This is a genomic window from Rothia sp. BD8, from assembly GCF_044878465.1.
Taxonomy (GTDB): domain Bacteria; phylum Actinomycetota; class Actinomycetes; order Actinomycetales; family Micrococcaceae; genus Rothia; species Rothia kristinae.
The window spans coordinates 66755-91899 of record NZ_JANJES010000007.1; the positions used below are offsets into that span (position 1 = coordinate 66755).

Annotated in this window: 23 protein-coding genes; 7 read left to right on the forward strand and 16 right to left on the reverse strand. The window is 71.6% G+C overall.

The window, feature by feature from the left end; translation table 11 throughout:
- Positions 1-37: 37 nt before the first annotated feature.
- The 3 genes from NQ707_RS07120 to NQ707_RS07130 all read right to left on the reverse strand — a co-directional run bounded on the left by NQ707_RS07120 (position 38) and on the right by NQ707_RS07130 (position 4073).
- Complete coding sequence (locus NQ707_RS07120) at positions 38-1354, reverse strand: glutaminase (RefSeq protein ID WP_404435244.1); 1317 nt, start codon at positions 1352-1354, stop codon at positions 38-40.
- 137 nt (positions 1355-1491) lie between these two features.
- A complete protein-coding gene (locus tag NQ707_RS07125) occupies positions 1492-2685 on the reverse strand; it encodes a zinc-dependent alcohol dehydrogenase (protein ID WP_144937380.1) in 1194 nt (397 codons plus the stop codon).
- Between the two features lie 140 nt (positions 2686-2825).
- Positions 2826-4073, reverse strand: coding sequence for a MalY/PatB family protein (locus NQ707_RS07130; RefSeq protein WP_100463492.1), 1248 nt, complete (start codon positions 4071-4073; stop codon positions 2826-2828).
- Positions 4074-4273: 200 nt separating this feature from the next.
- On the opposite strand from NQ707_RS07130, the gene NQ707_RS07135 reads away from it, so the two are divergent.
- Complete coding sequence (locus tag NQ707_RS07135; protein WP_058731501.1) at positions 4274-5365, forward strand: alkene reductase; 1092 nt, start codon at positions 4274-4276, stop codon at positions 5363-5365.
- Positions 5366-5469: 104 nt separating this feature from the next.
- On the opposite strand, the gene NQ707_RS07140 is transcribed toward NQ707_RS07135, so the two are convergent.
- Positions 5470-6270: an SDR family NAD(P)-dependent oxidoreductase gene (locus NQ707_RS07140; protein ID WP_064725041.1), complete on the reverse strand. Its 801-nt coding sequence runs from the start codon at positions 6268-6270 to the stop codon at positions 5470-5472.
- Between the two features lie 124 nt (positions 6271-6394).
- Complete coding sequence (locus NQ707_RS07145; RefSeq protein ID WP_404435247.1) at positions 6395-7978, reverse strand: MFS transporter; 1584 nt, start codon at positions 7976-7978, stop codon at positions 6395-6397.
- 170 nt (positions 7979-8148) lie between these two features.
- Here NQ707_RS07145 and NQ707_RS07150 point away from each other — a divergent pair, with 170 nt between their 5' ends.
- From NQ707_RS07150 to NQ707_RS07160, 3 genes are all read left to right on the forward strand, one after another.
- Positions 8149-8670 carry a TetR/AcrR family transcriptional regulator gene (locus tag NQ707_RS07150; protein ID WP_058730408.1) on the forward strand — a complete coding sequence of 174 codons (522 nt, stop codon included), beginning with the start codon at positions 8149-8151 and terminating at the stop codon, positions 8668-8670.
- Between the two features lie 149 nt (positions 8671-8819).
- Positions 8820-9416, forward strand: a complete 597-nt coding sequence (locus tag NQ707_RS07155) for a DUF421 domain-containing protein (protein WP_061225127.1) — start codon at positions 8820-8822, stop codon at positions 9414-9416.
- A gap of 90 nt (positions 9417-9506) precedes the next feature.
- Positions 9507-9929, forward strand: a complete 423-nt coding sequence (locus NQ707_RS07160; RefSeq protein WP_058730410.1) for an organic hydroperoxide resistance protein — start codon at positions 9507-9509, stop codon at positions 9927-9929.
- A gap of 27 nt (positions 9930-9956) precedes the next feature.
- Here the strand turns inward: NQ707_RS07160 and NQ707_RS07165 are convergent, their stop codons facing one another.
- Entirely contained in the window at positions 9957-11057 is a 1101-nt protein-coding gene (locus NQ707_RS07165) for a hypothetical protein (RefSeq protein WP_058730411.1), read from the reverse strand.
- A gap of 63 nt (positions 11058-11120) precedes the next feature.
- On the opposite strand from NQ707_RS07165, the gene NQ707_RS07170 reads away from it, so the two are divergent.
- A complete protein-coding gene (locus tag NQ707_RS07170; RefSeq protein ID WP_058730412.1) occupies positions 11121-11927 on the forward strand; it encodes a rhomboid-like protein in 807 nt (268 codons plus the stop codon).
- A 25-nt stretch (positions 11928-11952) separates the two neighbouring features.
- On the opposite strand, the gene NQ707_RS07175 is transcribed toward NQ707_RS07170, so the two are convergent.
- From NQ707_RS07175 to NQ707_RS07205, 7 genes are all read right to left on the reverse strand, one after another.
- The gene (locus tag NQ707_RS07175) at positions 11953-12726 is read right to left on the reverse strand and encodes an HAD-IIB family hydrolase (RefSeq protein WP_232238539.1); all 774 of its coding nucleotides are present in this window, start codon (positions 12724-12726) and stop codon (positions 11953-11955) included.
- A gap of 244 nt (positions 12727-12970) precedes the next feature.
- A complete protein-coding gene (locus tag NQ707_RS07180) occupies positions 12971-14179 on the reverse strand; it encodes an FAD-dependent oxidoreductase (RefSeq protein WP_404435250.1) in 1209 nt (402 codons plus the stop codon).
- A 48-nt stretch (positions 14180-14227) separates the two neighbouring features.
- The gene (locus NQ707_RS07185; protein ID WP_358292931.1) at positions 14228-16387 is read right to left on the reverse strand and encodes a DUF6541 family protein; all 2160 of its coding nucleotides are present in this window, start codon (positions 16385-16387) and stop codon (positions 14228-14230) included.
- A 92-nt stretch (positions 16388-16479) separates the two neighbouring features.
- The gene (locus tag NQ707_RS07190) at positions 16480-17514 is read right to left on the reverse strand and encodes a glycosyltransferase family 2 protein (protein ID WP_404435252.1); all 1035 of its coding nucleotides are present in this window, start codon (positions 17512-17514) and stop codon (positions 16480-16482) included.
- Complete coding sequence (locus NQ707_RS07195) at positions 17511-18458, reverse strand: PRD domain-containing protein (protein WP_224799955.1); 948 nt, start codon at positions 18456-18458, stop codon at positions 17511-17513. The genes NQ707_RS07190 and NQ707_RS07195 overlap by 4 nt, the downstream gene beginning before the upstream one ends.
- Positions 18459-18779: 321 nt before the next feature.
- The gene (locus NQ707_RS07200; RefSeq protein WP_404435254.1) at positions 18780-19304 is read right to left on the reverse strand and encodes an alpha/beta hydrolase; all 525 of its coding nucleotides are present in this window, start codon (positions 19302-19304) and stop codon (positions 18780-18782) included.
- Entirely contained in the window at positions 19292-19798 is a 507-nt protein-coding gene (locus NQ707_RS07205; RefSeq protein ID WP_404435256.1) for an alpha/beta hydrolase, read from the reverse strand. The genes NQ707_RS07200 and NQ707_RS07205 overlap by 13 nt, the downstream gene beginning before the upstream one ends.
- 217 nt (positions 19799-20015) lie before the next feature.
- Here NQ707_RS07205 and NQ707_RS07210 point away from each other — a divergent pair, with 217 nt between their 5' ends.
- Both NQ707_RS07210 and NQ707_RS07215 read left to right on the forward strand, forming a co-directional pair.
- Positions 20016-20768: a transcriptional regulator gene (locus tag NQ707_RS07210; RefSeq protein WP_129358050.1), complete on the forward strand. Its 753-nt coding sequence runs from the start codon at positions 20016-20018 to the stop codon at positions 20766-20768.
- Between the two features lie 207 nt (positions 20769-20975).
- Positions 20976-21479 (forward strand): DinB family protein, encoded by a 504-nt coding sequence (locus tag NQ707_RS07215; RefSeq protein ID WP_064725034.1) that lies wholly within the window; start codon positions 20976-20978, stop codon positions 21477-21479.
- A 144-nt stretch (positions 21480-21623) separates the two neighbouring features.
- On the opposite strand, the gene NQ707_RS07220 is transcribed toward NQ707_RS07215, so the two are convergent.
- The 3 genes from NQ707_RS07220 to NQ707_RS07230 all read right to left on the reverse strand — a co-directional run bounded on the left by NQ707_RS07220 (position 21624) and on the right by NQ707_RS07230 (position 25042).
- Positions 21624-22397 carry an SDR family oxidoreductase gene (locus NQ707_RS07220; protein ID WP_064725033.1) on the reverse strand — a complete coding sequence of 258 codons (774 nt, stop codon included), beginning with the start codon at positions 22395-22397 and terminating at the stop codon, positions 21624-21626.
- The gene (locus NQ707_RS07225; RefSeq protein ID WP_224799953.1) at positions 22394-23344 is read right to left on the reverse strand and encodes a helix-turn-helix transcriptional regulator; all 951 of its coding nucleotides are present in this window, start codon (positions 23342-23344) and stop codon (positions 22394-22396) included. The genes NQ707_RS07220 and NQ707_RS07225 overlap by 4 nt, the downstream gene beginning before the upstream one ends.
- A 252-nt stretch (positions 23345-23596) precedes the next feature.
- Entirely contained in the window at positions 23597-25042 is a 1446-nt protein-coding gene (locus NQ707_RS07230) for a glycoside hydrolase family 1 protein (RefSeq protein ID WP_404435259.1), read from the reverse strand.
- Between the last annotated feature and the right edge of the window lie 103 nt (positions 25043-25145).

The window sequence follows — 25145 nt, forward strand, 5'->3', positions numbered from 1 at the left end:
GTCGTCGGAACCGGGGGCGTCAGCGCGATCGGCGATGTCAGCGGGTGCTGTGCGGGTACGTCGTCTCCGGCTGGCGCAGGGACTGGGCGGTGCGCAGGGCGGCGCGGATGCGCCCGCGCCGCTCCGGGTAGGTGCCATCGCCCAGATCCGGATCCGGCAGCACCCCGTCCGTGTCGATCAGCCCCACCCGGGCACCATCCTGCTTCAGCCGCAGCATCCCCTCCAGGAGCATCCGCCGCCCGACGTCGTTCAGGCTCGTCACCCGCGTGAGATCGAAGATCACGGCGCCGTGCTCCGGGGGCTGCACGTACTCCAGCTGGGAGAGCACGGATTCCGCACCGGTGAACCCGATGTTCCCCTGCAGCTTGATGATCAGATCCCGGCCCACCTGGCGCACCGAGCGCACCGCGTCGTGCCCATAGGCGTGGACGTTGATCAGGTGCAGGCCCATGTCGTCGGAGAGCTTCCGGAACACCTGCACCCCGCGCACCGAATTGCCCTGCGCATCCAGGCGCGGGGAGAGCACGCCGATGCCCAGCTGCCCCGGCAGCACCCCCAGCACACCCCCGGCCACCCCGGACTTCGCCGGGATCCCGACGTCGGCGAACCACGTCCCCGAGGCGTCGTACATCCCCGCGGAGACCATCACCGCCAGCACCTGCCGGGCCACCTCCGGGGAGCAGACCCGCTCCCCGGTGCTCGGCTGCACCCCGCCGTTGGCCAGCGTGGCACCCATGATCGCCAGGTCCCGGACCGTGACCCGGATGGCGCACTGGGCCACGTACCCGGCCACCACGTTGTGCGCGTGCTCCTCGAACATCCCGTAGTTGCGCAGCATGTGCGCGAGGGCCATGTTGCGGTCCGTGGTCTCCAGCTCGGAGCGGAACACCTCCTCGTCCATCTGCAGCTCCCGCCCGGCCAGCCGGGAGAAGAACTCCACCGTGTGCGCGGCGCGCTCCTCCAGGGAGGCCTCCGGGTTCATCAGCAGACTGTGCACCGCGATCGCCCCGGCGTTGATCATGGGGTTCTTGGGGCGGTTGGTGCCCCGCTCCAGGGACAGCTCGTTGAAGGCCTCCCCGGAGGGCTCCACGGAGACCTTGGACATGATCTCCTCCACCCCGCGGTCCGTCAGCGCCGCAGCGTAGGCGAAGGGCTTGGAGATGGACTGGATAGAGAACTCGTGCTCGTCATCCCCGGCGGAGTAGGTGCGCCCGTCCACGGTGGTCAGGGCGACGCCGAAAAGCTCCGGGTCCGCTTTGGCCAGCTCGGGGATGTAGTCCGCGACGGCACCGCCGTCCTTCTCGCGCACGGCATCCAGCAGCTCGGACAGGTACTCGGGCACGGGGGTCTTCATGGGAATCCAGCGTAGTGGGTGCGGCGGCGTCCTCCCCGGCGTCGGCCGTCACGCTGGGTGCAGGATGCCGCGGACCGTCCGCGACATCCTGCACCCAGCGTGTCACCGTGCCCGACTCAGCCCGGCCCGGCCCGGCGTCAGCGGGTGGGGTCCAGGACCACCTTGATGCAGCCGTCCCGCTTATCCCGGAACATGTCATAGGCTTCCGGGGCATCGGAGAGGGCCAGGTGGTGGGTGGCCAGCTGCTCCACCCCCAGCACGTCCTCGTCCTGGAAGAGGATCTCGGACAGCTCCTCGGTCCACTGCCGCACGTGGCACTGACCCATCGCCAGGCGGATCCCCTTGTCGAACATCGTCATCATCGGCAGCGGATCGGCGGTGCCGCCGTACACCCCGCTGATGGACACGGTGCCGGAGCGGCGCACGCCGTCGATCGCGCTGAGCAGCGCCGCGGTGCGGTCGATCCCGGCGGTCTCCATGACCTTCTGCCCGACGCCGCCGGGCAGCTTCCCCACGGCCTTCACCACCTGCTCGGCCACCGGGTTCCCGTGGGCCTCCATGCCCACGGCATCCAGCACCGAATCCGCTCCGCGTCCGCCGGTCAGATCCCGGATCGCATCCCCGACCGAATCCACCTCGCGCAGGTCGATGGTCTGCGCGCCCCAGGCCCGGGCCAGCTCCAGCCGCTCATCCACCAGATCCACGGCGATGATCCGCTCCGCGTGGCCCTGCTGGCGTGCCGAGCGCACGGCCAGCTGACCGATCGGCCCGGCGCCGATCACCGCCAGCGTGCCGCCGTCGGGGACGTTCGCCCACGCCACGCCCTGCCACGCGGTGGGCAGGATGTCGGAGAGGTACAGGGCCCGCTCGTCGGCGAAGCCGTGGGGGACCTTCACCGGTCCGAAGTCCGCATGCGGCACCCGCACGTACTCGGCCTGCCCGCCCGGAACCTCCCCGTAGAGCTTGCTGAAGCCGAACAGCGACGCGCCGGTGCCGCGTTCGGTGTTCTGGGTGGTCTCGCACTGGGCGTAGAAGCCTCGCGAGCACATCCAGCAGCGCCCGCAGGAGATGTTGAAGGGCACGACGACGCGGTCCCCGACCTGCAGGCCGGTCACCTCCGCGCCGACCTCCTCCACGACGCCCATGAACTCGTGGCCCAGGACGTCTCCGCGGCCCATGTACGGCCCGAGCACCCCGTACAGGTGCAGGTCCGAGCCGCAGATCGCCGTCGAGGTGACCCGAACGATCGCATCGGTGGGATCCCGCAGCTCGGGCATGGGGACCTCGGCGATCTCGACCGCTCCGGGACCCTGCCAGGTCAGTGCGCGCATGGTGTTCTCCTCCGTGTGGTTCGGTGGCTCCAGCGGCCTGCGCCGCGGATCCGTGTCCCTCCATCATGCAACCTTCTGAGCCGGCGTGTCACCAGGTCAGCGGCCGATTCGACGGGTTCGGCCGCCTCCTCGGACCGCGTTCAGGCCAGCTGGGCTGCGGCCCGACCCATCCGCTCCACGGCCTCGCGCAGCACCGGGCGGGGCATCCCGAAGTTCAGGCGCACGTGCCCGCCCAGGCCCTGCCCGCACTGGGCGCCGTCGGTCAGGCTCACCGCGGCCCGCTCCAGGAAGAACTCCTGCGGACACCCCGGGATGCCCAGCGCGGAGACATCCAGCCAGGCCAGGAAGGTCGCCTGCGGCGGGATCCACCCCACCCCCGGCAGGTGCTGGGTCAGCAGATCCCCCAGCTCATCCCGATTGCCCTCCAGGTAGTCCCGGGTCTCCCGGGCCCAGACGCGGGCCTCGCGGTAGGCCGCCGTCGTCGCCAGCATCCCCGGGTTCGACGCCGACTTGGAGACGAACTCCCCGCGCTCGGCCCAGCGGGCGGCGTCGGCCTCGTCGGAGAAGAGCAGCTGGGCGCAGCGCAGCCCCGGGATGTTGAAGGCCTTCGACGCCGCGGTGGCCGTGACCGTGTGGCCCGCGGCCGCGGCCCCCGTGGAGGCGTAGGGAACGTGGCGGGCACCGGAGTAGACCACGGGGGCGTGGATCTCATCGGAGAAGACCCACCCGTCATGGGCCTGCACGACCCGGGCGATCTGGGCCATCTCCTCCCGGGTGTGGACCTTGCCCGTCGGGTTGTGCGGATTGCACAGGATCAGCACCGGCCCCCGATGGCGCGGTCCCTCCCCGGCCGCGGACCGCGAGGCCGCGTCCCCGGATGCCGCGGCCGCAGCGAGCTCGGCGTCGGCCGCCGCGAAGGCCGTCTCCAGATCCGCCGGATCCAGCCGCCAGGGGGTGCTCGCCTCGGGATCCCGGCGCATCGGCACCTCGATGATCCGGCGCTCGTGCAGCCCAGGGACCCGCAGGAACGGCATGTACGCCGGGGTCGGCAGGATCACCGGGGCCCCGGGGGCGGTGAACACGTCCAGGAAGGCCGCGAACCCCGCGATCACATCCGGCAGGGGCGCGACCTGCCGGGCGGGGACGCGCCAGCCGTGCTCCTGCGCGTACAGCTCGGCCGTGGCCTCCTGCAGCTCCCGCACCATCCACGCGGGGGCGTAGCCGAACAGGTCCCGCTCATCCAGGTCCCGCAGGGCCGCGCGGATCGGCTCGGCCACCCCGAAGTCCGTCTCCGCGATGAACGCCCCGATCACCCCCTCGCCCTGGGACCACTTGATCCCGGACTTGCCCACCAGGGATTCCACGGTGATCTGGTCATAGGGGTGCACACAGGTCTCCTGGTCTCTCGCTCGTCCTCGCCTCGAGGGCTCATGCTCCCCTCAGACAACTGCGCCCACCCGCGGAATGCAACCGGTGACCCCGCCCGGCACCGCGCGGCGTCATACGGGGACTTCGAGGGGTGGGAATAGCCGGGCATGCGGGGTGGTTCCACGGCACAGTCCGCATCCCCGAGGGAAGAAGCACGCCCGTGACCACCCTGTTCGATCCGCTGCAGGCCGGTGCCCTGCACCTGCGCAACCGCATCACCATGGCCGCCCTGACCCGCCAGCGTGCCGGGGAGGACGGCGTGCCCACGGACCTGCACGCGCGCTACTACGCCCAGCGCGCCTCCGCCGGCCTGGTGGTCACCGAGGGCACCTTCACCGCCTTCACCAACCGGGCCTTCCCCGGCCAGGCCGGCATCGCCGACGACGCCCAGACCACCGGCTGGGCGAAGGTCGCCGAGGCGGTGCACGCCGAGGGCGGCACCCTGGTGCTGCAGCTGATGCACGGCGGGCGCATGTCCCACCCGGATCTGCTGCGCGGCGCCCAGCCCGAGGCGCCGAGCGCCATCGCCTCCGGCACCGGCGTGCACACCTTCGCCGGCAAGGCCGAGGCCCCCGTGCCCCGCGCCCTGGGCACCGAGGAGGTACCCCGCATCGTCGAGGAGTTCCGGGCTGCCGCCCGCCGGGCCGTGGACGCCGGGGCGGACGGCGTCGAGCTGCACGGGGCCAACGGGTACCTCCTGCACGAGTTCCTCAGCCCCTCGGCCAACCACCGCGAGGACGCCTGGGGAGGCTCCCCGGCCGCCCGGGCGCGCCTGACGGTGGAGGCGGTGCGCGGCGTCGCCGAGGAGATCGGCGGGGATCGGGTGGGTCTGCGCATCTCCCCGGAGCACAACGTGCAGGGCACCCTGGAGCGGGATCGGCAGGATGTGCTGGCCACCTACGATGCGCTGCTGGACGGCATCGCCGAGGCCCACCCGGCCTATCTCTCGGTGCTGCACCGGGAGATCGACGGGGACCTGGTGGCGCACCTGCGCGGGCGCTTCCCCGGCGCGTTTCTGCTGAACTCCGGGTTCGCAGAAGTCACCGAGCTGCCCGAGGCGCGGCGCATCGTGGCCGAGGATCTCGCCGATGCCGCGGTGGTGGGGCGGGAGCTGATCGCCAATCCGGATCTGGTGCGCCGCTGGCGGGAGGGACTGGAGCTGAACACCCCGGACCCGTCCACCTTCTACGCCCCCGGCCCGCACGGGTACACGGACTACCCCTTCGCCGGCGAGGGGGCTCAGGCCGGCTGAACCTCCGTCGCCGATGACGCGCTGGGTGCAGGATGTCTACGGACCGTCCGCGACATCCTGCACCCAGCGTGACGAGGGCGGTGCGCCGGCCGGCGCGTGCTGGGTCAGAGGGTGGCCACGGACCCGGAGTCCACGCGGTAGTTGGACCCGTTGACGAAGGACGCCAGGTCCGAGCACAGGAACGCGATCACGGGGGCCACCTCCTCCGGGGTGCCGCGGCGCTTGAGCTCCATGTGCGGGCGCTGCTCGTCCAGGAAGGATTCGATCGCCTCGTCGAAGGAGACGCCCAGCTGCTCCGAGCGCCGCCGCATCATCGCGTCCGTCATCGGCGTGCGGATGAAGGCCGGGGAGACGGCGTTGACCAGCAGCCCCTCCCGCGCATACGTGCGGGACAGGCCCTTGGCCAGCGCCAGGATCCCGGCCTTCGCCGCGCAGTAGGGCAGCTCGTCGTCGTAGGGCTGCACGGCGTCCTCCGAGGCCAGCAGCACCAGCCGGCCCCAGCCGCCCTCGCGCAGATCCGGCAGGAACTCCCGGATCAGGCGCACCGGGCCCAGCAGATCCACCTCGAGGGTGTCGGTCCACCCGGCGTCGTCGATCTCGTGGAAGTACCCCTGGGCGCCGGTGATCCCGGCGGACTGCACCAGGATGTCGATGCTCCCGGCGGCCTCGCGCACCTGCTCGTGCAGACGGCGCAGGTCCTGCTGGCTGGTGATGTCCGCGGGGAAGGCGTGCAGGCGGCCCTCCGGGGCCTCCAGCCGCTGGGCGGCCTCGGCCAGCTTCTCCTCATCCCGATCCGAGATGACGACGACGGCCCCCTCCGCCAGCAGCCGCTGGGCGGTGTGCCAGCCGATCCCGGAGTCCCCTCCGGTGATCAGCGCGATCTTGCCCTCGATGCCCAGGTCCATGGTCTCAAAGCCTTCCGATGACGGTGGTGTACCCCACCAGTCTCTCCCGGGCAGTGGGTGCTGACCAGGGGTTTCGCTCTCAGAGGCGGTCTCCTCCCCGGGGGGTGGCGCCGGCTGCGACGGTTCAGTCCCGGGTGGTCTCCAGCTTCTCGTCCGCTCCGCCGAGGGTGCGCCAGGCCATCACCGCGGCGGCGAGCATCAGCACCACCCCGATCAGGCTGGTGATCAGCACCCCCGAGTCGAAAGCGCGCCGGGCCGAGTCCAGCAGGGCCTCCCCGAGCTGTCCGGGCAGGGTCCCGGCGGCGTCCACCGCCCCGCCGAGGGTCTGCCGGGAAGCCTCCCGGGCGTCGTCGGGAATCCCGGCCGGGATCTCCAGGTGCGCCCGGTACGCGAAGTTCAGCACCGAGCCCAGCACGGCCGTGCCCAGCACGGAGCCGGTCTCGTACGCGGTCTCCGAGATCGCCGAGGCCGCCCCGGCCTTCTGCGCCGGCACCGCGGCCAGGATCATGTCGTTGGCGATGGTCTCCGCGAAGCCGATGCCCGCGCCCAGCACCGCGAAGGCCGCGATCAGCCCGACGTCGGAACCCTGCGGACCCGCCCAGGCCGCCAACGCGAAGCCCGCCGCGTTGAGCAGCAGCCCGCCGGTGACCACCCGGGAGGGCCGCCACCGCTTCACCAGGCGCACCACCACCAGGCCCGCGACGATCGTGATCGCCAGACCCGGCAGCAGCAGGAACCCGGCCTGCATGGGGGAGTAGCCGCTGACCAGCTGCAGGTGCTGGGAGATGTAGTACAGGAACCCCACCAGGGAGAACACGCTGAACAGGTTGGACAGGATGGCCCCGGTGAACACGGGGTTGCGGAACAGCCGCACGTCCAGCATCGGCTCGGGGCGGCGCAGCTGGCGCCGGACGAAGGCGAAGCCGGCCGCGAGCGCCACCGCCGCCGGAATCAGGGCCTGCCAGCCCGGACCCTCGGTGGCGAAGGTCTTGATGCCGTAGATCAGCGGCGTCATGGTGGCCAGGGCCAGCAGGATGCTCCACGGATCCACCGGGCCGGGGTGGGGGTCCCGGGACTCCGGGACGAGGATCGGGCCCAGGGCCAGCAGCGGCAGCATCACCGGCACCGCGAGCAGGAACACCGAGCCCCACGTGAAGTGCTCCAGCAGGAAGCCGCCGACGATCGGCCCCAGGGCGGCCCCGCCGGAGAATCCGGCCGCCCAGATGGCGATGGCCAGGCGACGCTCGTGGGGGTTGGGGAAGATGTTGCGGATCAGGGAGAGGGTGGCCGGCATGAGCATGGCCCCGAAGAAGCCCATCGCGGCCCGCGCGGCGACCAGCCAGCCCGCTGACGGCGCGAAGGCGGCCGCCGCGGAGAGCGCGGTGAACCCGGTGGCCCCGATCAGCAGGAGCCGACGCCGACCGATCCGGTCCCCCAGGGAGCCCATCGGCACCAGCAGCCCCGCCAGGACCAGCGGGTAGACGTCCACGATCCACAGCAGCTGGTTGCCGCTGGGGCGCAGCGCCTCGGAGATCGCGGGCAGGGCGAAGGAGAGCACGGTGTTGTCCACCGCGACCAGCAGCACCGGGAGCATGAGCACGCTCAGCGCGGCCCAGCGGCGTCGCGCGCTGGCGGGGTGCGGGGGCTGGGCGGCGGTGGGGTGCGTTCCGGTGGTCGGGGTGATGCGGGGCAGGGGCGCGGTGTACACGGGTCCTCCTCACGGTGCTGCTCGGGTCTTCCCCGCCGAGCCGTCAGGGGCGTGGCTTCTGGGCGGTCCAGAGGCCACGGGAGTGACGGTTCGCGGCAGGGGGATGCGGTCGATCGTCCGCTACTGTACCGTCTGGACGGTTCAGCGCGCCAGGGGCTAGGGTCGGGATCATGAGCTCACGGGACCGCATCCTCGACGCCTACGAATCCCTCCTCATCGAAGGGGGAGAGCGCGCGGCCACGCTGAACGCCGTCGTCGAGCGCGCAGGTCTGTCCAAGGGCGGCCTGCTCTACCACTTCAAGGACAAGGACGCCCTGGTGCAGGGGCAGCTGGATCGGCTGCGGGAGATGATCCGGGAGGACCTGCACACCATGCGCACCTGCTCCGAGGGCGCCTCCGTGCACTACGTGCGCTCCTCCGTGTACGAGGATGCGCCCCTGGACCGGGCGATGGTCGCCGCCGCGCAGCTGAGCCAGGACTCCCACCCCGCGGTGCGCGAGCTGCTGGAATCCATCCACCGGGACTGGTACGCGCTGATTCTCGAGGAGGTGGGGGATCCGGGCAGGGCCCGGGCGATCCTGCTGATCGGGGACGGGCTGTACTACGACGCCGGGCTGTCCGTGGCCGTGCAGACCACGGGGGAGGACCTCGAGCGGGTGGTGGAGGTGGTCCGGGGTCTCGTCAGGGGGTGAGGCGGGGGTCCCCGCCGCCTGGTCCCTCCCGCCGACGTCGTGCCGGGTGCAGGATGGCGCGGCCGGTCCGTGACATCCTGCACCCAGCGTGACGGGAGCAGAGCGCCGAGGCGGTGGGGGCGCACGGCGTCGTCATTAGGATGGGCGGCATGAGTCTGCCGCCGGATCTGGGTCACCTGGTGTGGAGGGAGCTGGGGATCGAACCCTGGCGGATCCCCGTGGTCATCGCCGCAGCCGTGGGCATCTACCTGTGCTTCGTGCTGCTGGTGCGGGTCTTCGGAGTGCGGCTGCTGTCCAGCTGGAACGGCCTGGACGCGCTGATCATCATCATGTTCGGGGCGGTGGCCGGGCGCGTGATCCTCGGCAACCACCCGACCCTCGGCGCCGGCATCGTCGGGCTGGGGACCCTGATCTTCCTGGAGATCCTCTTCGGCACCCTGCAGCGGGTGAGCGCCACCCGGCGGCTGCGCCACCAGCCCCTGGCCCTCATGGCCCACGGCGAATTCCTGGAGCGATCGCTGCGCCGCGCCCACCTGACGCACCGGGAGATCTGCGCGGCCCTGCGGGCGGCCGGCATCACCCGGCTGGACCAGGTGCGCGGGGTCATCCTGGAGGACACCGGGCACCTGAGCATCCTGCGCACCGGGACGGAGCCGGACCCCGCGCTGCTGGACGGCGTGCGCGGCGCGGAGCTGATCCTCGCACCCGCCGCCCGGGACCGGGACGACGACGGCGCCTCGCGCTGACAGCGGAACCGGGCCGGGCGGCGTCGTGCCCGGCCCGAGACCGGGCCTAGTGTGGAGCTCGACCACCGGAAACGTCCCGAGGAGGACCCCATGGAACCGAAGTACACCACCGAAGCGCTGTCCACCGGCGAAGCCCGCAACGGCCACGTCTCCGTCAAGGACGCCGACCTCGAGCTGGACCTGGCCACCCCGAAGTCCATGGGCGGGTCCGGGAACGGGTACAACCCCGAGCAGCTGTTCGCCGCCGGGTACGCCGCCTGCTTCCACTCCGCCCTGAAGATGGTCGCCCGCCAGGCGAAGGCGGACACCTCCGACTCCGCCGTCGGCGCCAAGGTCAGCATCGGGGACAACGGGAAGGGCGGATTCGGCCTGGCCGTGGCCCTGGAGGTCGTGCTGCCGCACCTGGAGCACGACGTCGCCCAGCAGCTGGCGGACCAGGCCCACCAGGTCTGCCCCTACTCCAACGCGACCCGCGGCAACATCGAGGTCACCGTCAGCGTCGTCGAGGACTGACCCCGGCCCGACGCCCGCGCCCGGGACTCACCCCCGGTGGGTCCCGGGCGCGGCGTCCTGCGAGCCCTCCCCGCTCTCCTCCGCCAGGCGGCGCTGGCGCTCGCGCTGCCCGTGGGTCAGGCGCCGCAGATCCGTCTGCGAGTCGAAGCTGGAGCCCAGAGCCCCGGCCACCACCCCCATGGCCGCGCTCATCCACGCGATGTCCAGGTAGTTGGTGAACCCGACCTCCCCGGTGCCGAGGGTCGCGGCCATGAACTCCGGGTCGATCACCACCAGCCCCGCCAGCAGGATCAGCACCACCAGCCCCGCGTAGAGCACCAGCACGCACAGCAGCAGCGTCAGCACGGTGGAGGCGTTGTAGAGGCCGACGACGGTGCCCAGCCGCTCCTTCGCCGGGCGATCCCACAGGCGGTTGCTCACCAGCAGCCATCCCGTCATCAGCACCACCGCCAGCACCCCGATGCTCAGCAGCCGGGCCGTGCTCAGCGCGTCGGACATCTGCCAGATGGAGCTGTAGAACACCCCGAACGCCCCCACACCGGCCGCCGCCGCCATCGCGCTGGACAGCTTCGGGGCGGTGCTCCAGGGGTCGTTGGCCGCGACCATCCCCAACACGGTGCGCGGCACCCCCGTGATCGTGTGGGCGAACAGGCTCAGGTGCCCCGTGGCAGGGTGGCGCTTCCACCGGTTCCAGTGCTGGCTTCCCCGGTCCTCCTTCGCATCCAGCAGCCGGGCCGCGCAGGCGAGGATGGTGCGCACCAGGCGGCGTCGGGGGAAGAGCACCCCCAGGGTGGGGCAGGAGACGACGGCGACGCGCTGGTCCGCGAAGGTCTCCGCGACCAGCGGGTGCCCGCCGGCGTGCCGCGGCATCTCCGTGAGCAGGATGGTCGCATCCACGGTGCGGTCATCCGGGGCCAGATCCGCGGCGACGCCGAGGTCGATGGTGTCATCCGGGCGCACCCGCACGGTTCCGGTGCGGGTCAGCAGGCGGGCCCCACCCGGCGTCGTCGTCTCCAGCCGCCGGACCAGATCATCCTGGATCCGGCGCAGCCGGCGGGTGGGCAGACCGGGGTCGGCGATGATCAGCAGCGTCGCGGGGGAGTCTGCGGTGCGGCGGGAGGAGGTCATCGGGAGAGTCTACGGGAGGACCCGCGCCGTCCCATCCTCCCGCGACGCTTAGGATGGTGGTCCATGCTCCCCATGATCGCGCGGCTGCTCGCGCTCGGTGCGGCCGTGCTCGTGCTGATCTCCCTGGCCCAGGGCTGGGCCCCCACCCGCTGGATGCGCACCTTCTGGCAGCGGCACGGCGGATACCTGCGGTGGTACGTGGCCAGTGCCCCCGGAACCTGCATCTACGTGGGGATCCTTGCGGTGACCACCTGGGTGCTGCTGGGGATGCCGGAGCATGCCAAGGAGCTGTTCCTCGCCGCGCAGTCCACCAACCTGGAGCACCTCACCCGCGACCCCCTGCGGGTCCTGGTGCGCAGCGCGTTCTTCGTCTCCGGGACGGAGCTGCTGCTGTGGGGCGCGCTGTTCCTGGTGTTCCTCGCTCCGGCGGAGCGGTGGCTGGGCACAGGGCGGGCCGTCGTCGTCTTCGCGACCGGGCACATCGTGGCCACCCTGCTCACCGCGTGGGGCGTCTACGTGCGGATCCGCTGGTTCCACGGGCCGGAGTCCCTGTGGAACGTGCAGGACACCGGCGCCAGCTACGGGTTCATGGCCCTGGCCGGGATCATGGTCTACCGGCTGCGCGGATGGAACCGGGCGGCGCTGCTGACGGTGCTGCTCGGCGTCGTGGTCTACGGGTTCCTGCCGGGCACCGGATTCACGGCCACCGGTCACTCCTTCGCGGTGATGGTGGGGCTGAGCCTGTACCCGCTGACCCGCCGCCCAGAGGTCCGCACCCGCGTGCACGACGGCGAGGACTTCGCGGACCTGTGCCGACGCTCCACCGCCGACGGCCGCACCTTCGTCCTGGAGCCCTACCCGCGCCGCTGACCCCCCCTGTGTGGGGCGCTGCGGATCAGGCGAGCAGGCGGCGGATCCACTCCGCTGCGGTGGGCACCACGGTCTCGGTGGCCTCCTGCACGGCCTGCGGCGAATACGGGAAGGACGCCGAGTGGTCCGCCCAGGCGTGCATGCCCAGGTCATTCCACGAATCCCCGATCGAGTACGTCTCGTAGCGACCACCCAGGTGGTGCTCGTCCAGCCACGCCAGACCCGTGCCCTTGTGCGTATCCGGCGGCACCAGGTCCAGGAAGGTCTGGTTGCGGTGGCAGTCCATGACCCCGACGTAGCGGGCGGACAGCTCCTCGTGCAGCGGGTCGATCTTCTCCGGGTCCGTCACCCACAGCGGCACCCCGACGAACTCGTGCTCCGGGATCTGCGCGGCGTCCATCTCCACGAAGTGCGGCAGGATCTCCGTGCTGGCCCGGCCGGTGCGGTTGGAGAAGCGCACGTCGTCGGTGTCCAGGGTGGTGCCGTACACGGCGACGCCGGATTCCCCCGACATCCGCTGCACCACCTCCTGGACCACCTCACCCGGCAGCGTCCTGGCGCGCAGCACCCGAAGATCCGCGTCCGTGATGACGGCGCCCGTGTACGTCACGCAGTAGTCGAAGCGCAGGCCCGTGCCCTCCAGCGCGTGACGGGTGGAGGCGATGGACTTGCCCGTGGCGCACACCGCGAGGTTCCCGGCCTCCTGCCAGGCGCGGATCGCGTCGATGCTCTCCTGTGCGATCCGCAGATCGAAGATCAGGGTGCCGTCCAGATCGAAGGCCATCAGCTGGGGTGCCACGAAGCCGTCCTTTGCGCGCGGGGAGGATGTCCGCTTCCAGGCTAGCCGCCGCCCACGCGGGGGTCCCGCCGCGCCACCCGGGCAGCGGAGCGGGTTCGGCCGAAGCGCTTTGGGAGCCGCGCGGTGTCTCGGGAGCACTGCGGGGGCTCCTGAAATACCGCACGGCTCCCGAAATCATCCGGCGGAGCGACGGGGTGGGCAGCGAGAGCTGGGCGAGAGGGAGGGCGTCGGTGGTGCCCCGGCGTCATCCTCGGGGGCGCTCGTCCTCGGCGAGACGGCGGGCCAGGGTGCGACCGGCCAGCCGCCCGGCCCGGTTGGCGCCGATCGTCGACGCCGTGGAGCCGTACCCCACCAGCAGGACCCGTCGGTCGCGGGCGGGGCTGACCTCATCCAGCATCCGGATCCCGCCGCCGGGTTCGCGCAGCCTCAGGGGCGCCAGGTGATTCATGGCCGGGCGGAACCCGGTGTTCCAGAAGACCACGTCCACCGGCTCCTCGTGACCCGCCGGGAACGGGTCCCAGCTCGCGGGCATCACCAGCTCCTCCGATGCCGAGGGTCCCAGGCCTCCGGAGGCGGCGGCTTCCGGTTCCCGATCCGCGGGCAGCTGCTTTCCGGAGGGATCCGGGCCCCACACGGCCCCGGTGGGGGTGAGCCGCTCCGGCATCCCGCGGCTGACCAGCACCCCCTGCTCGACCCCGCGCGCGTACTCCTCCCACAGGGGGATGCCGGTCGTGCGCACCACGCTGGCGGGGGCGCGGCCCGCGGCGGTCCGGGTCCGCACGGCCTCCTCCACCTCCCGGCCCCACCCGGCGTCGAATCCGCGGTCCGTGAAGTTGGGAGGGCGCCGGGTGGCCCAGATGGTCTCGGTGACCGGAGCCAGCTCCAGCAGGAACTGCACCGCGCTGAGCCCGCCGCCGACCACCAGGGTGCGCCGACCCGCGAAGTCCTCGCGGCGCACATAGTCTCGGGTGTGCAGCTGAGCCCCGCGGAACTCCCCGATGCCCGGGATCGTGGGGACGTAGGGGCTCGTCCAGGTGCCCGCCGCACTCAGAACATACCTGGCCAGGTATATGCGATCTTCGGAATCCTCGCGGGCGGTGAGGCGCAGCAGGTCCGGCCGATCGGCGTCCTCCTCGACGCGCGTCACCCGCGCCGGCCTGCGCACCGCCAGCCCGAACTCCTCCTCATAGCGGCCGTAGTATTCGGCGACCACCCGGGAAGCCGGCACCTCCCGCGGCGGCTGTCCCAGGGGCAGCCCGGGCAGGTCCGCGATCCCGTGGGCCCGCCCGAACACCAGGGAATCCCACCGATGCCGCCACGCCCCGCCGGGACCGTCGCCCGCATCCAACACCAGGAAGTCCTGCCTCGGCTCCAGGCCCCGGCGCGCGAGCTCGTGGGCCGCAGCCAGTCCGGCCTGGCCCGCCCCGATGATGATCGCGGTGAAGATCTGCACGTCCGCTGCAACCGCGGTCGACGTCGGTCTATGCCCGGTCGGCGCGGGTCAGTAGCCGCAGGCGGTGATCCTCAGCAGTTGCGCCTTCCCGTCCTGGTACACCGGCTCCGCCACGCCATCCTGCACCAGATCCTCCAGCCCGGGGTACGTGTGTCCTGGATTCCTCACCAGGGCGGGTGCGGAGAAGTCCGCGACGTACCAGTACCCGGAGCTCTCCACGGCCTCGCACACGGAGGGATCCGAGTAGGCCTGGTTCAGCTTCTCCCCCAGCACGGCGGCATCGGGGTCATCCCGGTAGGCCAGGTGGGTCGCGGAGACCTCACGATCCGCCAGCGCGTAGATCAGCGACCCACCTCTGGACGGATCCACCAGCACCTTCTGGCCCGCCGGCACGTACTGGTCCACATGCTCGATCACGTCCATCTCCTGCGCATCCACCAGGGAGGAGTCGGCGGAGACGGTGAAACGCTCCCGGACATCCTGCTCCATGGTGCGCATCGGCTGGCCCAGCTGGGTGCTCAGCACGATCGCCAGCAGCAGCAGAGACGTGGACGGTCCCGGCGCGCTCAGGGCGTGCAGCAGGCGACGTCGTCCGCGCCCGCTGCGCGACGCGGCGGATCCCCCCTCGGCGGGGACCTCGACCCACGGGGGCAGCTCCCCCGACGGGTTCTCCTGACCCCGGATGGTCTCCGGCGCGGCTTCGGTGCCGCCGTGTGCCCTCCGGGTCTCGTACCATGTGCGCTCCTCCCAGCCGTGGCGGACCACCCGGAGCACGGCATCCGCGCCCACCACGGCCAGCGGCACCGCGACCACCGGCAGCAGCGCGGCCAGCCGGTAGGCGTCGTTGTACCAGACCCCGGTGATGAAGATCCGCCCGTGCGCCTCGTCCAGGAAGCGCACGGCGATGTAGAACCAGGCGCCGGTCAGGTACGTCAGCAGCACCCAGACGTACCGGCGGCGGCGCACGACGGAGACCGCGCCGATCAGCACCAGGGCGGCGACCATCCACTCCGGGTGGTACGCGCCCATCGGGGACATGGACACGGCCTCCCAGATGGCCTGCGGGCCGGTGGCCTCGGGCTTCCAGATGTGCAGCACCCGATCCGCCGGGCGCACCACGCCCCACAGGATCCACAGCACCCCCAGGCACGCCGCGATCAGACCGAGCTGCAGGAGGAACCTCCCCCAGCCGATCCGCCCGGCGGCCACGGCGCGCACCTGTCGTGCGCCGCGCACCAGCAGGATCGGCGCGGAGAGCACCAGCAGGGACATCAGCGCATTCGGGTGGGACAGGGCGATGCCGGCCAGGAACGGCAGCACCAGCAGCCCCGCCTGCCCGGTGCTCAGGATCCGGTGGGTGCTCACCCGCAGCAGCTGCACCGCGATCGCCAGACCCGCCGGCAGCACGGACAGCCCGAGCAGGTTGGGGTAGAGGATCCCGAACCACAGCAGCAGCAGCGGGAATGCGGTGCACCCGGCCGACAGGACGCCGGCGGCCAGGACGGTACCGCGGCGGAACCGGCCCATCGAGCGGACCAGCAGCACCACGGACAGGGGCCACACGACCCCGCCGACGGCCAGCGTCATGGCGTTGGTGGCGGCCGGCACGCTGCCGCCGGCCACCGGCAGGGCCAGGGCGGTGACCGCGTGCCATGCCGTGGGATAGAACCCGGCCGACTGCCCGCCGGAGGTCATCTGCTGCACGGTCAGCGAGGAGGCGTCTCCGGTCTCGGAGATCCAGCGCACGGCGTTGAGATGGAAGTTGTTGTCGTAGGTCTGGGAGAAGCCCTGCGGATCGCCGATCGCGCTCACCAGGTCGAGCAGACACAGCGCCGTCCCCAGGAGCAGTGCGAGCCAGGCGGTGCCCTGCGCCCGCGAGCGCCAGGACGTGATGGCCGGCGGCGCCGAGCCGCGGGGAGGCCGGGGCCAGTCCAGCAGGTCCCGGCGGGCGAGCAGACGGCGCAGCCCCAGCAGGGCCGCACCGACCAGCAGCCCCCCGACCAGGGGGATCCACAGGGCCCAGCGCAGCCCCAGCCACGACGCGAGGATCGCGGTGAGCGCGGTGACGCCGAGGGAGAGCCCGGGGGCCAGGGCGACGGCGTCGAAGCCCCGCACCCGGGTGCCCAGGGTGATGAGCAGGCCGGGGGTGATGAGGACCAGCAGGCACACCCCGACGGCGGGGGCCAGGCTCAGCCACTCCACGGTCATCGGCTCCGTTCTGCGGGAAAGGGACCCGATCGGGGGAGGCGGGCCATGACCAGTGTAGTGAACACCCCCGGTGAGCCCGGGAGGCGGTGGGGCTACAGGCCGTAGGTGCGGCGCACGTACGACCCGTAGATGAGGCGGTACAGGGCGGGGGAGAGCTTCAGCAGCGCCCCGGCCGCCGCGTACAGCGGGGCCGCGGAGGCGGTGCCGGCCAGCTGTCTCCAGGTGATCCGGCGTCGGGAATCCCGGATCACCGCGAGAGCCTGGGCGCTCTCCTCCTGCCGGGCCTCGGCGGAGAGGCTGTCCGCCAGTCGGGGCAGCAGCATCCGCCGCATCAGGGACTGCTGGGCGGCGTTGAGGAAGATCAGCACCCAGGTGACGGTGTACGCCCGGCGCCCCTCGGGGGCGTCCAGGAGGTCCCCGACGGCTCGGGCCAGCCCGTGCATGAGACGCAGGGACTCCTCGGGCGGGGTGACGCGCCCCCACGTCAGGGAGCCCGCACCCACCCCGTATTCGTAGAGGGAGCTGGGCACGACGACGACGCGCCGGGCCGCGGTGAGCACGGCGGCGCAGAACACGGTGTCCTCCCCGCGGTGCACATCCGGGAGGAAGCGGATGTCCCCGACGGTGTCGCGGCGCACGAGTTTGTCCCACACGAAGGAGGTCATCTCATCGCGCAGCAGCTTCACGGCGGCCTGGCGCCCGGTGAGCACCCCGGCGGGGGTGCGGAAGCGATCCTGCTCCTCCCCGGTGGTGCGCACCAGGGTGTGCCCGCAGGCGGCGACGTCGGCGCCCTGGTCCGCGGCGAAGGCGTGCAGGGTCGCCAGGTAGTGCGGGCGGTAGCGGTCATCGGCGTCGAGGAAGCAGACCCATTCCCCGCGGGCTTGGTCCAGGCCGCGGTTGCGCACCGCGGAGACGCCGCGGTTCTGCTCGTCGTCGAAGACCCGCACCCGCTCGTCCGGGTGCTCGGCGAGGAAGGCGCGGACCTGCTGGGAGTCCTCCGGGGAGCCGTCGATGAGCACGAGCAGCTCGAAGTCCGGGTCCGTCTGGGCCAGGGCGGAGCGGATCGCCCCGATGACGCGTCCGCCGGTGCGGTGCACGGGCATGATGATGGAGGTTCTGGGGGTCACGGGGTGTCCTTCGGTGACGGCTGATCGGGCTGGGTTCCGGCGTCGCCCGGGAGCGGCGCCTCGGCCGGGCGACCGGGGTGGTGCGCGGCGTCCTCTCCCCACATGTCCGCGGCGAGGCGGGCGATGTGGATGGTCAGGTAGGTGTGCTCGTCCTCGCCGAGGGTGGTGTCCAGGTGCATGTCCAGCAGCAGCATCACCTTGTCCGCGCAGGCGTAGGCCTCCGGGTAGCCGGTGCGCACGGCGTCGTGGATCGCGGGCAGGGTGGGGTCCGCGACGGTCGGCCGGCGCCCCTGCTCCGCACGCACGAAGAGGTAGCGCAGGTGGGTGACGAAGCGGGCCACGGACAGCTGCGTCTGGTCCACGGGGCGGCCGTAGTAGGAGGAGATGACGTCGAAGATCTGCGCGAAGATCTCCGTCATCCGGTAGGTGCGGCTCAGGTCCGTCCCGGAGAACTGGGCGTTGACCAGGTGCAGGGCGATCGGCGTCGCCTCCTCCGGGGGCAGGCGCACCCCCAGGCGCTCGTTGGTCAGCTCGACGGCGCGGCGCCCGAAGGCCGCCTCCCGGGGGTACAGCTGTGCGACCTCGATGGCCAGCGGGTACTCGATGTGCATCCCGTCCCGGGCACGCACCACCGCGAAGTTCAGGTGATCCGCCAGCGGCAGGACGAAGGAATGCGGCAGGTCCCGGCCGAACTCGGCGCGGGCCTGCTCCTCCAGCTCGGTGGCCAGGGTGAGGATCCCCGGCGGCAGCTCGGACAGCAGCGCGCCGATCTGATCCGGACCGCCCGCGCCCTCCGGGACGAAGGTCTGCTCCACCTTCTCCGGGTCCAGGCGCTGGCCCTTCCTCTTCCCGAAGCCCAGGCCGCGCCCGATCATCACGGCCTCCTCGCCGGCGTCGGTGGAGGCCAGCACCACGTTGTTGTTGTAGATCCGCAGGATCCGCACCGGCGCACCTCCTTCCACGCTGCTCGACCGCGCGCAGTCCCCCCCAGTCTACGGGCGGGGGGTCGGCAGATGCCTGGGAAGGTGGTGCCTGCTCCCACGGGTCCGGACCTGCTCGCCGAGGCGGCGCTCTCGTTCCCGGGCGCCCCGCCCTGTTCGCCGATCCGGCGTTCTCGTTCCCACTCGCCCCACCCCGTGCGCCGAGACGGCGCTCTCGTTCCCAGATTTGCGGATTTTGGGAACGAAAGCGCCGTCTCGCGGGGGAAGCCGAGCTAGATGGGAACGAATGCGCCGGGTCGCGCACCCCGCGCACCCCCGCGCCCCTCAGGCCAGGTGCTCGCCGAAGAACGCGCGCAGCTGCTCGACGGCGTCGTCCACGTACTCCGGCACCCAGTAGGTCTGGATGTGGGAGGCGCCCTCGATCACGTGGAAGCGCTTGTCCTGGGTTCCCGTGGCGCGGGCGAACACGTCGTCGCTCATGTCCTTGGTGTCCGCCGCGGAGCCGGCCATCATCAGCAGCGGCTGGTCGATGAGCTCCACCTGGTCCCGGGCGTCGAAGGCCATCAGGTCGATCATGCTCGAGGCGGTGTACCGGGAGCTGGAGCGCGGGTGGTGGTGGGTCTGCAGATAGTACTCGAAGCCCTCCCGGTACAGGCTGCCCTCCGGCAGGGCCTCGATCTGCTCCTGCGTGGGGGTGGCATCCGCCAGGTACCGCACCACCCCGCCCATCGCCTCGATCCGCCGGGCCTCGGCGGCCTGCGCCAGCCGCTGCCCGATGGTGTCCGCCGCGGAGTCGTTCATCCCGTTGCGCCGGATCAGCCCCGAGTTGAACATGCTCAGCGTGGCCACCGCCGTGAATCGCTTGTCCGTCTGGGCGGCCTTGATGGCGTACCCGCCGCCCCCCCCCACACCCCGAGCAGGTCGATCCGGGCGGCGTCGACCCCCGGGAAGGTCCCCAGGAAGTCCGCCATCCCGCGGATGTCCTCCACGCGGTGCGCGGGCTTGTCGGTCTGCCGGGGCTGACCCTCGCTGGCGCCCTGGAAGGCGGCGTCCGCGGCGATCGCCACGTATCCCAGGTCCGCCAGGCGCTGGGCGAACAGCCCGGAGACCTGCTCCTTGGTGCCGCCGTTGGGGTGGGCGACGGCGATCCCCGGGTATCGCCCGTCCGGCCGGTACCCCGCCGGGGTGTACACATTCGCCGCGATCCGGCGGCCGTCCAGCAGGTAGCTCACCGGGTGGATGTTCACCGCTCCCGGCTCATTGGCGGTGATCGCGCCCTGATACACCAGGGTCCACGGGTTGGCCTGCCAGTCGCCGACGTACTCGGGGGTCTGCTCGCTCATGGGGTCCTCTTCCTGTGCTTGTCCTGGGGACGACGCCGACGCCGCCCCTCTGATCCCCCACCCTGCGCCCCGCTGCGCCGCCCTGGCAGTCCCGGCCCATGAGGGGGCACAGCACACCCCCTCTGGCCGGGGCTGATCGGGACCCGCGGAGGGGACCCGGGTGCGATGCTGGTGCCCGGACATCCGCGTCCCCACCCGGGATCTGCGGAGGCATCGGATGAGGCACGAGGACGAGGAGCGGAGGCGGCGCGTGGACGGCAGCGCACTGGGCGATTTCCTGCGGGCACGGCGGGAGGGACTGACTCCTCACGATGTCGGACTCACCCCGGGACCGGGGATGCGGCGCACCCCGGGGCTGCGCCGCGAGGAGGTCGCGGTGCTGGCCGGGGTCAGCCCCATCGCCGACGACGCACCGGCGCACCGACTGCCGGGTTCCGTCCCGCAGATCCTGGAGGCGCTGCGGCCCTTCCCCGCGTACGTGCTCACCCGCACCGGGGACATGCTGGCCGCCAATCCGCCCGCCGAGGCGCTGTTCCCGGGCATGGATGAATGGCCCCCACACCGGCGCAACATCATCCGCTATCTCTTCCTGGCCCCGGCGGCGCGGACGCTGTACCCGGAGGACTGGGAGGTGCATGCCCGGCACTGCATCGCGGGGCTGCGCTCGCTGGCCGGCACGGATCCGCAGGACGCCGCGCTGGCCGAGCTGGTGGAGGAGCTGCGCCGGGACAGCGAGGAGTTCGCCGCGCTGTGGCAGGCCTACGACGTGCGCACCCACGCGCAGGCGGTGAAGGTGCTGCACCACCCCGTGGTCGGCCGGGTGGCGCTGGACTTCCAGGCGATGAGCATCGAGGGCACACCGGGGCAGCGGCTGAGCGTGTACTCGGCGGCCCCGGGGACATCGGAGCACGAGGCCCTGGTGGCACTGGATGGCCTCGGGGCGGAGGGAGGCACACTCGCGGGCGGATGAGGCTGTCTTCGGTGCCAGGTGGGTTTGGGCGCCTTCTCTCGCTGAGACGGCGCTTTCGTTCCGACAGGGGAGCCTCCTCTTCGCCGACCCGGCGTTCTCGTTCCCGGATTCGCGGATTCTGGGAACGAATGCGCCGGGTCGGCGTCGGCCGGTGGATGTCGGCCGCCTCGCGACTCCGGGCGGGGGCGGGGGAGTAGGGTCGCGGGCATGGATGCCATCGATGTTCTCCAGGACCTGGCCGCCCGTCCCCTGCAGGCCGCCGAGGGATTCGCGGAGCGGCTCACCGCCGAGAAGCTCAACGCCCACCCGGGCGGGCAGGACAATTCGATCGCGTGGCTGCTGTGGCACGCCGCCCGGGAGATCGACGCACAGGTCGCGGACCTGGCCGACGCCGAGCAGGTGTGGACCGCGCAGGGCTTCGACCGCCGCTTCGACCTGGGGCTGGACCCGCAGGATCACGGGTACGGGCACACCCCGGAGCAGGCGCGTGCCGTCGTCGTGGAGGACGCCGACCTGCTGTACGCGTACCTGCGGGCCGTGGTCGACGCCGAGCAGGCGTATCTGCGCACCCTCTCCCCGGAGGATCTGGCCGAGGTGATCGACCGCAGCTGGGATCCGCCGGTGACCCGCGCGGCCCGGCTGGTCAGCGTCTCCGAGGACGCCCTGCAGCACATCGGCCAGGCCGCCTACGTGCTGGGCATGGACTTCTAGAACCTCCCACCACCGCCCCGTGCCCGACCCCCGGAACCCACCCACCCCCACACCGAGACGGCGCTGCGGTTCCCGAAATCCGTGGGAAAGGGAACCGCAGCGCCGTCTCGGCGGCGAAACGTGAAGGCACGGGACGCCGTCGCCTCACTGCTGCGGGCGGGAGTCCTTCGCGAAGCGCCGGGCTTTGGCCTCCTCGGAGGAGAGCTTGTTCAGCAGGGCCGCCCGCTGCGTGGCGCGGTTCCCGCCGATCACGTGGTCCCGCCCGTCGAACAGCGCCTGGACCCCCTGGTGGGCGACCTCGGCGGGATCGTTCTTCCAGGAGTTGTCCCCGAACTTCGTCTTCTGCATGCCCGCGCGGTCGTGGAAATCGGTGGCCGTCGCCCCCGGCAGCAGGGCGGTCACGCTGACCCCGTGCTCCTTCATCTCCTCCCGCAGCCCCTCGGCGAAGCTGAACATGAACGCTCGGGTGGGCCCGTAGATGGACTCGTAGGGCGTGGGGGTGGTGGCGGACAGCGACGTCGTGATGAGGATCCGGCCGCCGCCCTGCCGCGCCATCGTCTGCACGACGTGCTTGGCGAGGATCACCTGGGAGGTCACGTTCAGCTCGAGCAGCTGCAGCTGGTCCTCCAGGTCGGTGTCGAGGAAGGATCCGCCGAGGCTGCGCCCGGCGTTGAGCGCTGCGACGTCCAGGGTGCGCCCGGTGCGCTCGAACTCCTCCCAGAGCCGCTCGACGTCGGCCCGGTCGGTGAGGTCCGCGCGCAGGGGGATCACCTCGACGTCGGGCAGCTTCTCCGGCAGCTCGAGGATGCGCTCGCTGGAGCCGACGCCGACGATGTCGTAGCCGCGCTGGGCGAGTTCCTGGGCGATGTGGAAGCCGATGCCGGAGGATGCTCCGGTGACGAGAGCGGTATGCGTCATGAGATCTGCTGCCTTTCTGATGCTTCGGGTGCGGTCACGGCGGAGGAGGTGGCGGGCGCGGCAAGCTGCCCCGGAACCGGCGCGCCGGGGGCGACGTCGTCGCGGTCCCGGAGGAGGGTGGCGCGCCAGCTCGCCAGCAGGCGCAGGGCCTCCGCCGAGCCGGCGTCGTGCGGGGAGTAGATGAACAGGGTCTGCGTGGAGTCATCCGGCACCGCGAACGCCTCCCACTCGATGGTGAGATCACCCGCCTGCGGGTGGCGGAACCGCTTCATCCCGGAGGTCCTGCCTTGGGGGTTGGGGCGGGTCCACCACCGGGCGAACTCGGGGCTCGAGGCCCTCAGCTCCCGGACCAGCGCCTCGATCTCCCGGTCCCGTGGGCGGGCGCTGGCCTCGAGCTGCAGGACGCCGACCATCTCGGAGGCGATCTTCTCCCAGTCCCGGTACAAGCCCCGGGCATCCGGATCGGTGAGGATCCACCGGAGGAGGTTGCGATCGTCTGCGGGCTTCGCCGGGAAGTCTGCGAGCAGGGCCCACGCGAGCTCATTGCCGGCGAGGACCTCCATCCGCGGGCCGAGCACGAACGCCGCCTGCCCGCTCATCCCGTCGAGCATCCTGCGGATGCCCGGGCGCACGGCGCCGTCGCGCTGCAGCGGGTTCGGGGTGCGGGAGGGCCGGGCCAGGTTGGACAGGTACTCCCGCTCCGCGTCGTCCAGGCGCAGCGCCCGGGCGACGGCGTGCAGCACGGATTCCGAGGGGGTGACCTGCCGCCCCTGCTCCAGACGCACGTACCAGTCCACGCTGACCCCGGCGAGGACGGCGACCTCCTCTCGTCGCAGCCCGGGCACCCGACGCGGCCCGGAATCCACGATGCCGACATCCTCAGGTCTCACGGTCGCGCGTTTGGCGCGCAGGAATTCCTTGAGCGTCTGCTTGGTGTCTCGGGGCATGGATCCATCCTCCACCCTGGGCCGCCGCGGTGGGAGGGACAGCTTGTCCCACGTTCCTCGGCTGGATTCTCCTCTCCCTCCGACGCGCGAGACGGCGCTGCGGTTCCCACACCTTTGCCGACCCGGCGCATCCGTTCCCAGAATCCACGGATCTGGGAGCGGATGCGCCGTCTCGCGTCCTCGAGAGGGGGAAGTGGGAACCGCAGCGCCGTCTCGGTGGCGCGTGGCGGGACGGGCCGGACGCCTGCCCACTCAGTACGACGGCGTCCAGTCCTTCGGGGGGAGCTCGCCGGTGCGGATCAGCTGCTGGTACCAGTAGAAGGAGTCCTTGCGGTATCGGGCCAGGTCCTTCAGGTCATCGTCCGTGCGGTTGACGTAGATGAACCCGTACCGCTTGGCGATGCCCTGGTGGGTGGAGACCAGGTCGATCGCGGACCACGGGGAGTACCCGAGGATCTGCACGCCGTCGGTGATGGCCTCCTGGGTCTGCTCCATGTGCTGGCGCAGGTAGTCGATCCGGTAGTCGTCGTGCACGTGCCCGTCCTCGGTGAGCTCATCGAAGGCGCCCAGGCCGTTCTCGGTGACGATCAGCGGCAGGTGGTAGCGGTCCCAGATCGCCCGATAGGTCATGCGCATGCCGACGGGGTCGATCTCCCAGCCGAACTGCGTCATCCCCAGGTTCGGGTTGGACACGGCCTTGAAGTAGCCCTCCTCGCCCTCGGAGATCTGCTGGTCGGCCTCCTCGGAGCGCTCGGAGGCGCCGCCGCCGAAGGGCGCGTCCGCCATCGTGGTGGTGTTGTAGTAGTTGAAGGCGATGAAGTCCGGCTTGGCGGCCTTCATGATCGCCATGTCCCCCACCTCGATCTGCGGGGCGATGCCCTTCTCCTCCAGGTACGCCCACGCGGTGGAGTTGTATTCCCCGCGCGCGGCCAGGTCCAGGTAGAGCCAGTTGCGCACCGCGTTGTAGTTGTCCGCGGCGATGACGTCCTCGGGCTTGGAGGAGGCGGGGTAGACGTAGGAGATGTTGGGGGCGGGCCCGATCTTGGCCTGCGGGTGCATCTGGTGCAGCAGGATCATGGCCTTGGCCTGCGCCAGGAACATGGTGTGGTTGACCTGGTACAGCTCCTTCTCCGGGTCATCGGTGAGCGCGTTGATGATGCCGAGCTTGCGCCCGTGCAGGATCATCATGTTCTGCTCGTTGATGGTCAGCCAGTACTTCACCTTGTGCCCGTACTCGCGGAACAGCACCTCGGCGTAGCGGACGAAGGCGTCCGCGGTGGAGCGGGCGGCCCATCCGCCCTTGGCGTCCAGGGTGGCGGGGGTGTCGAAGTGGAACACCGTGACGATGGGCTCGATGCCGTGCTCCAGCAGCGCGTCGATGAGCCGGTGGTAGAAGGCGATGCCGGCCGGGTTCTCCTCGCCGTCGCCGTCCGGGATGATGCGGGTCCAGGCGATGGAGAATCGGTAGGCGCGGAAGCCCATCTCGGCCATCAGGGCCACGTCCTCCTCGACGTGGTGGTAGTGGTCCGCGGTCACGGTGTAGTCCGCGGTGCCCTCGGGCAGCTCGTCGGCCGGCTTGGTGTCGATGACGGAGGGGCCCTTCCCGTCCTCGTTCCACGCGCCCTCCACCTGGTAGGCGGAGGTGGAGGCGGACCAGAGGAAGTCCTGCGGGAACGGCTTGAGGTGCTGGTGGTACATGGTGTTCCTTTCTCGGTGGTCTGTCTCCCTCCCCAGCGTTTCACGTGAAACGCCGGGGAAGGGTGGGGGAGGATCACCTCCCCGAAGATGACGTCCATGGCGG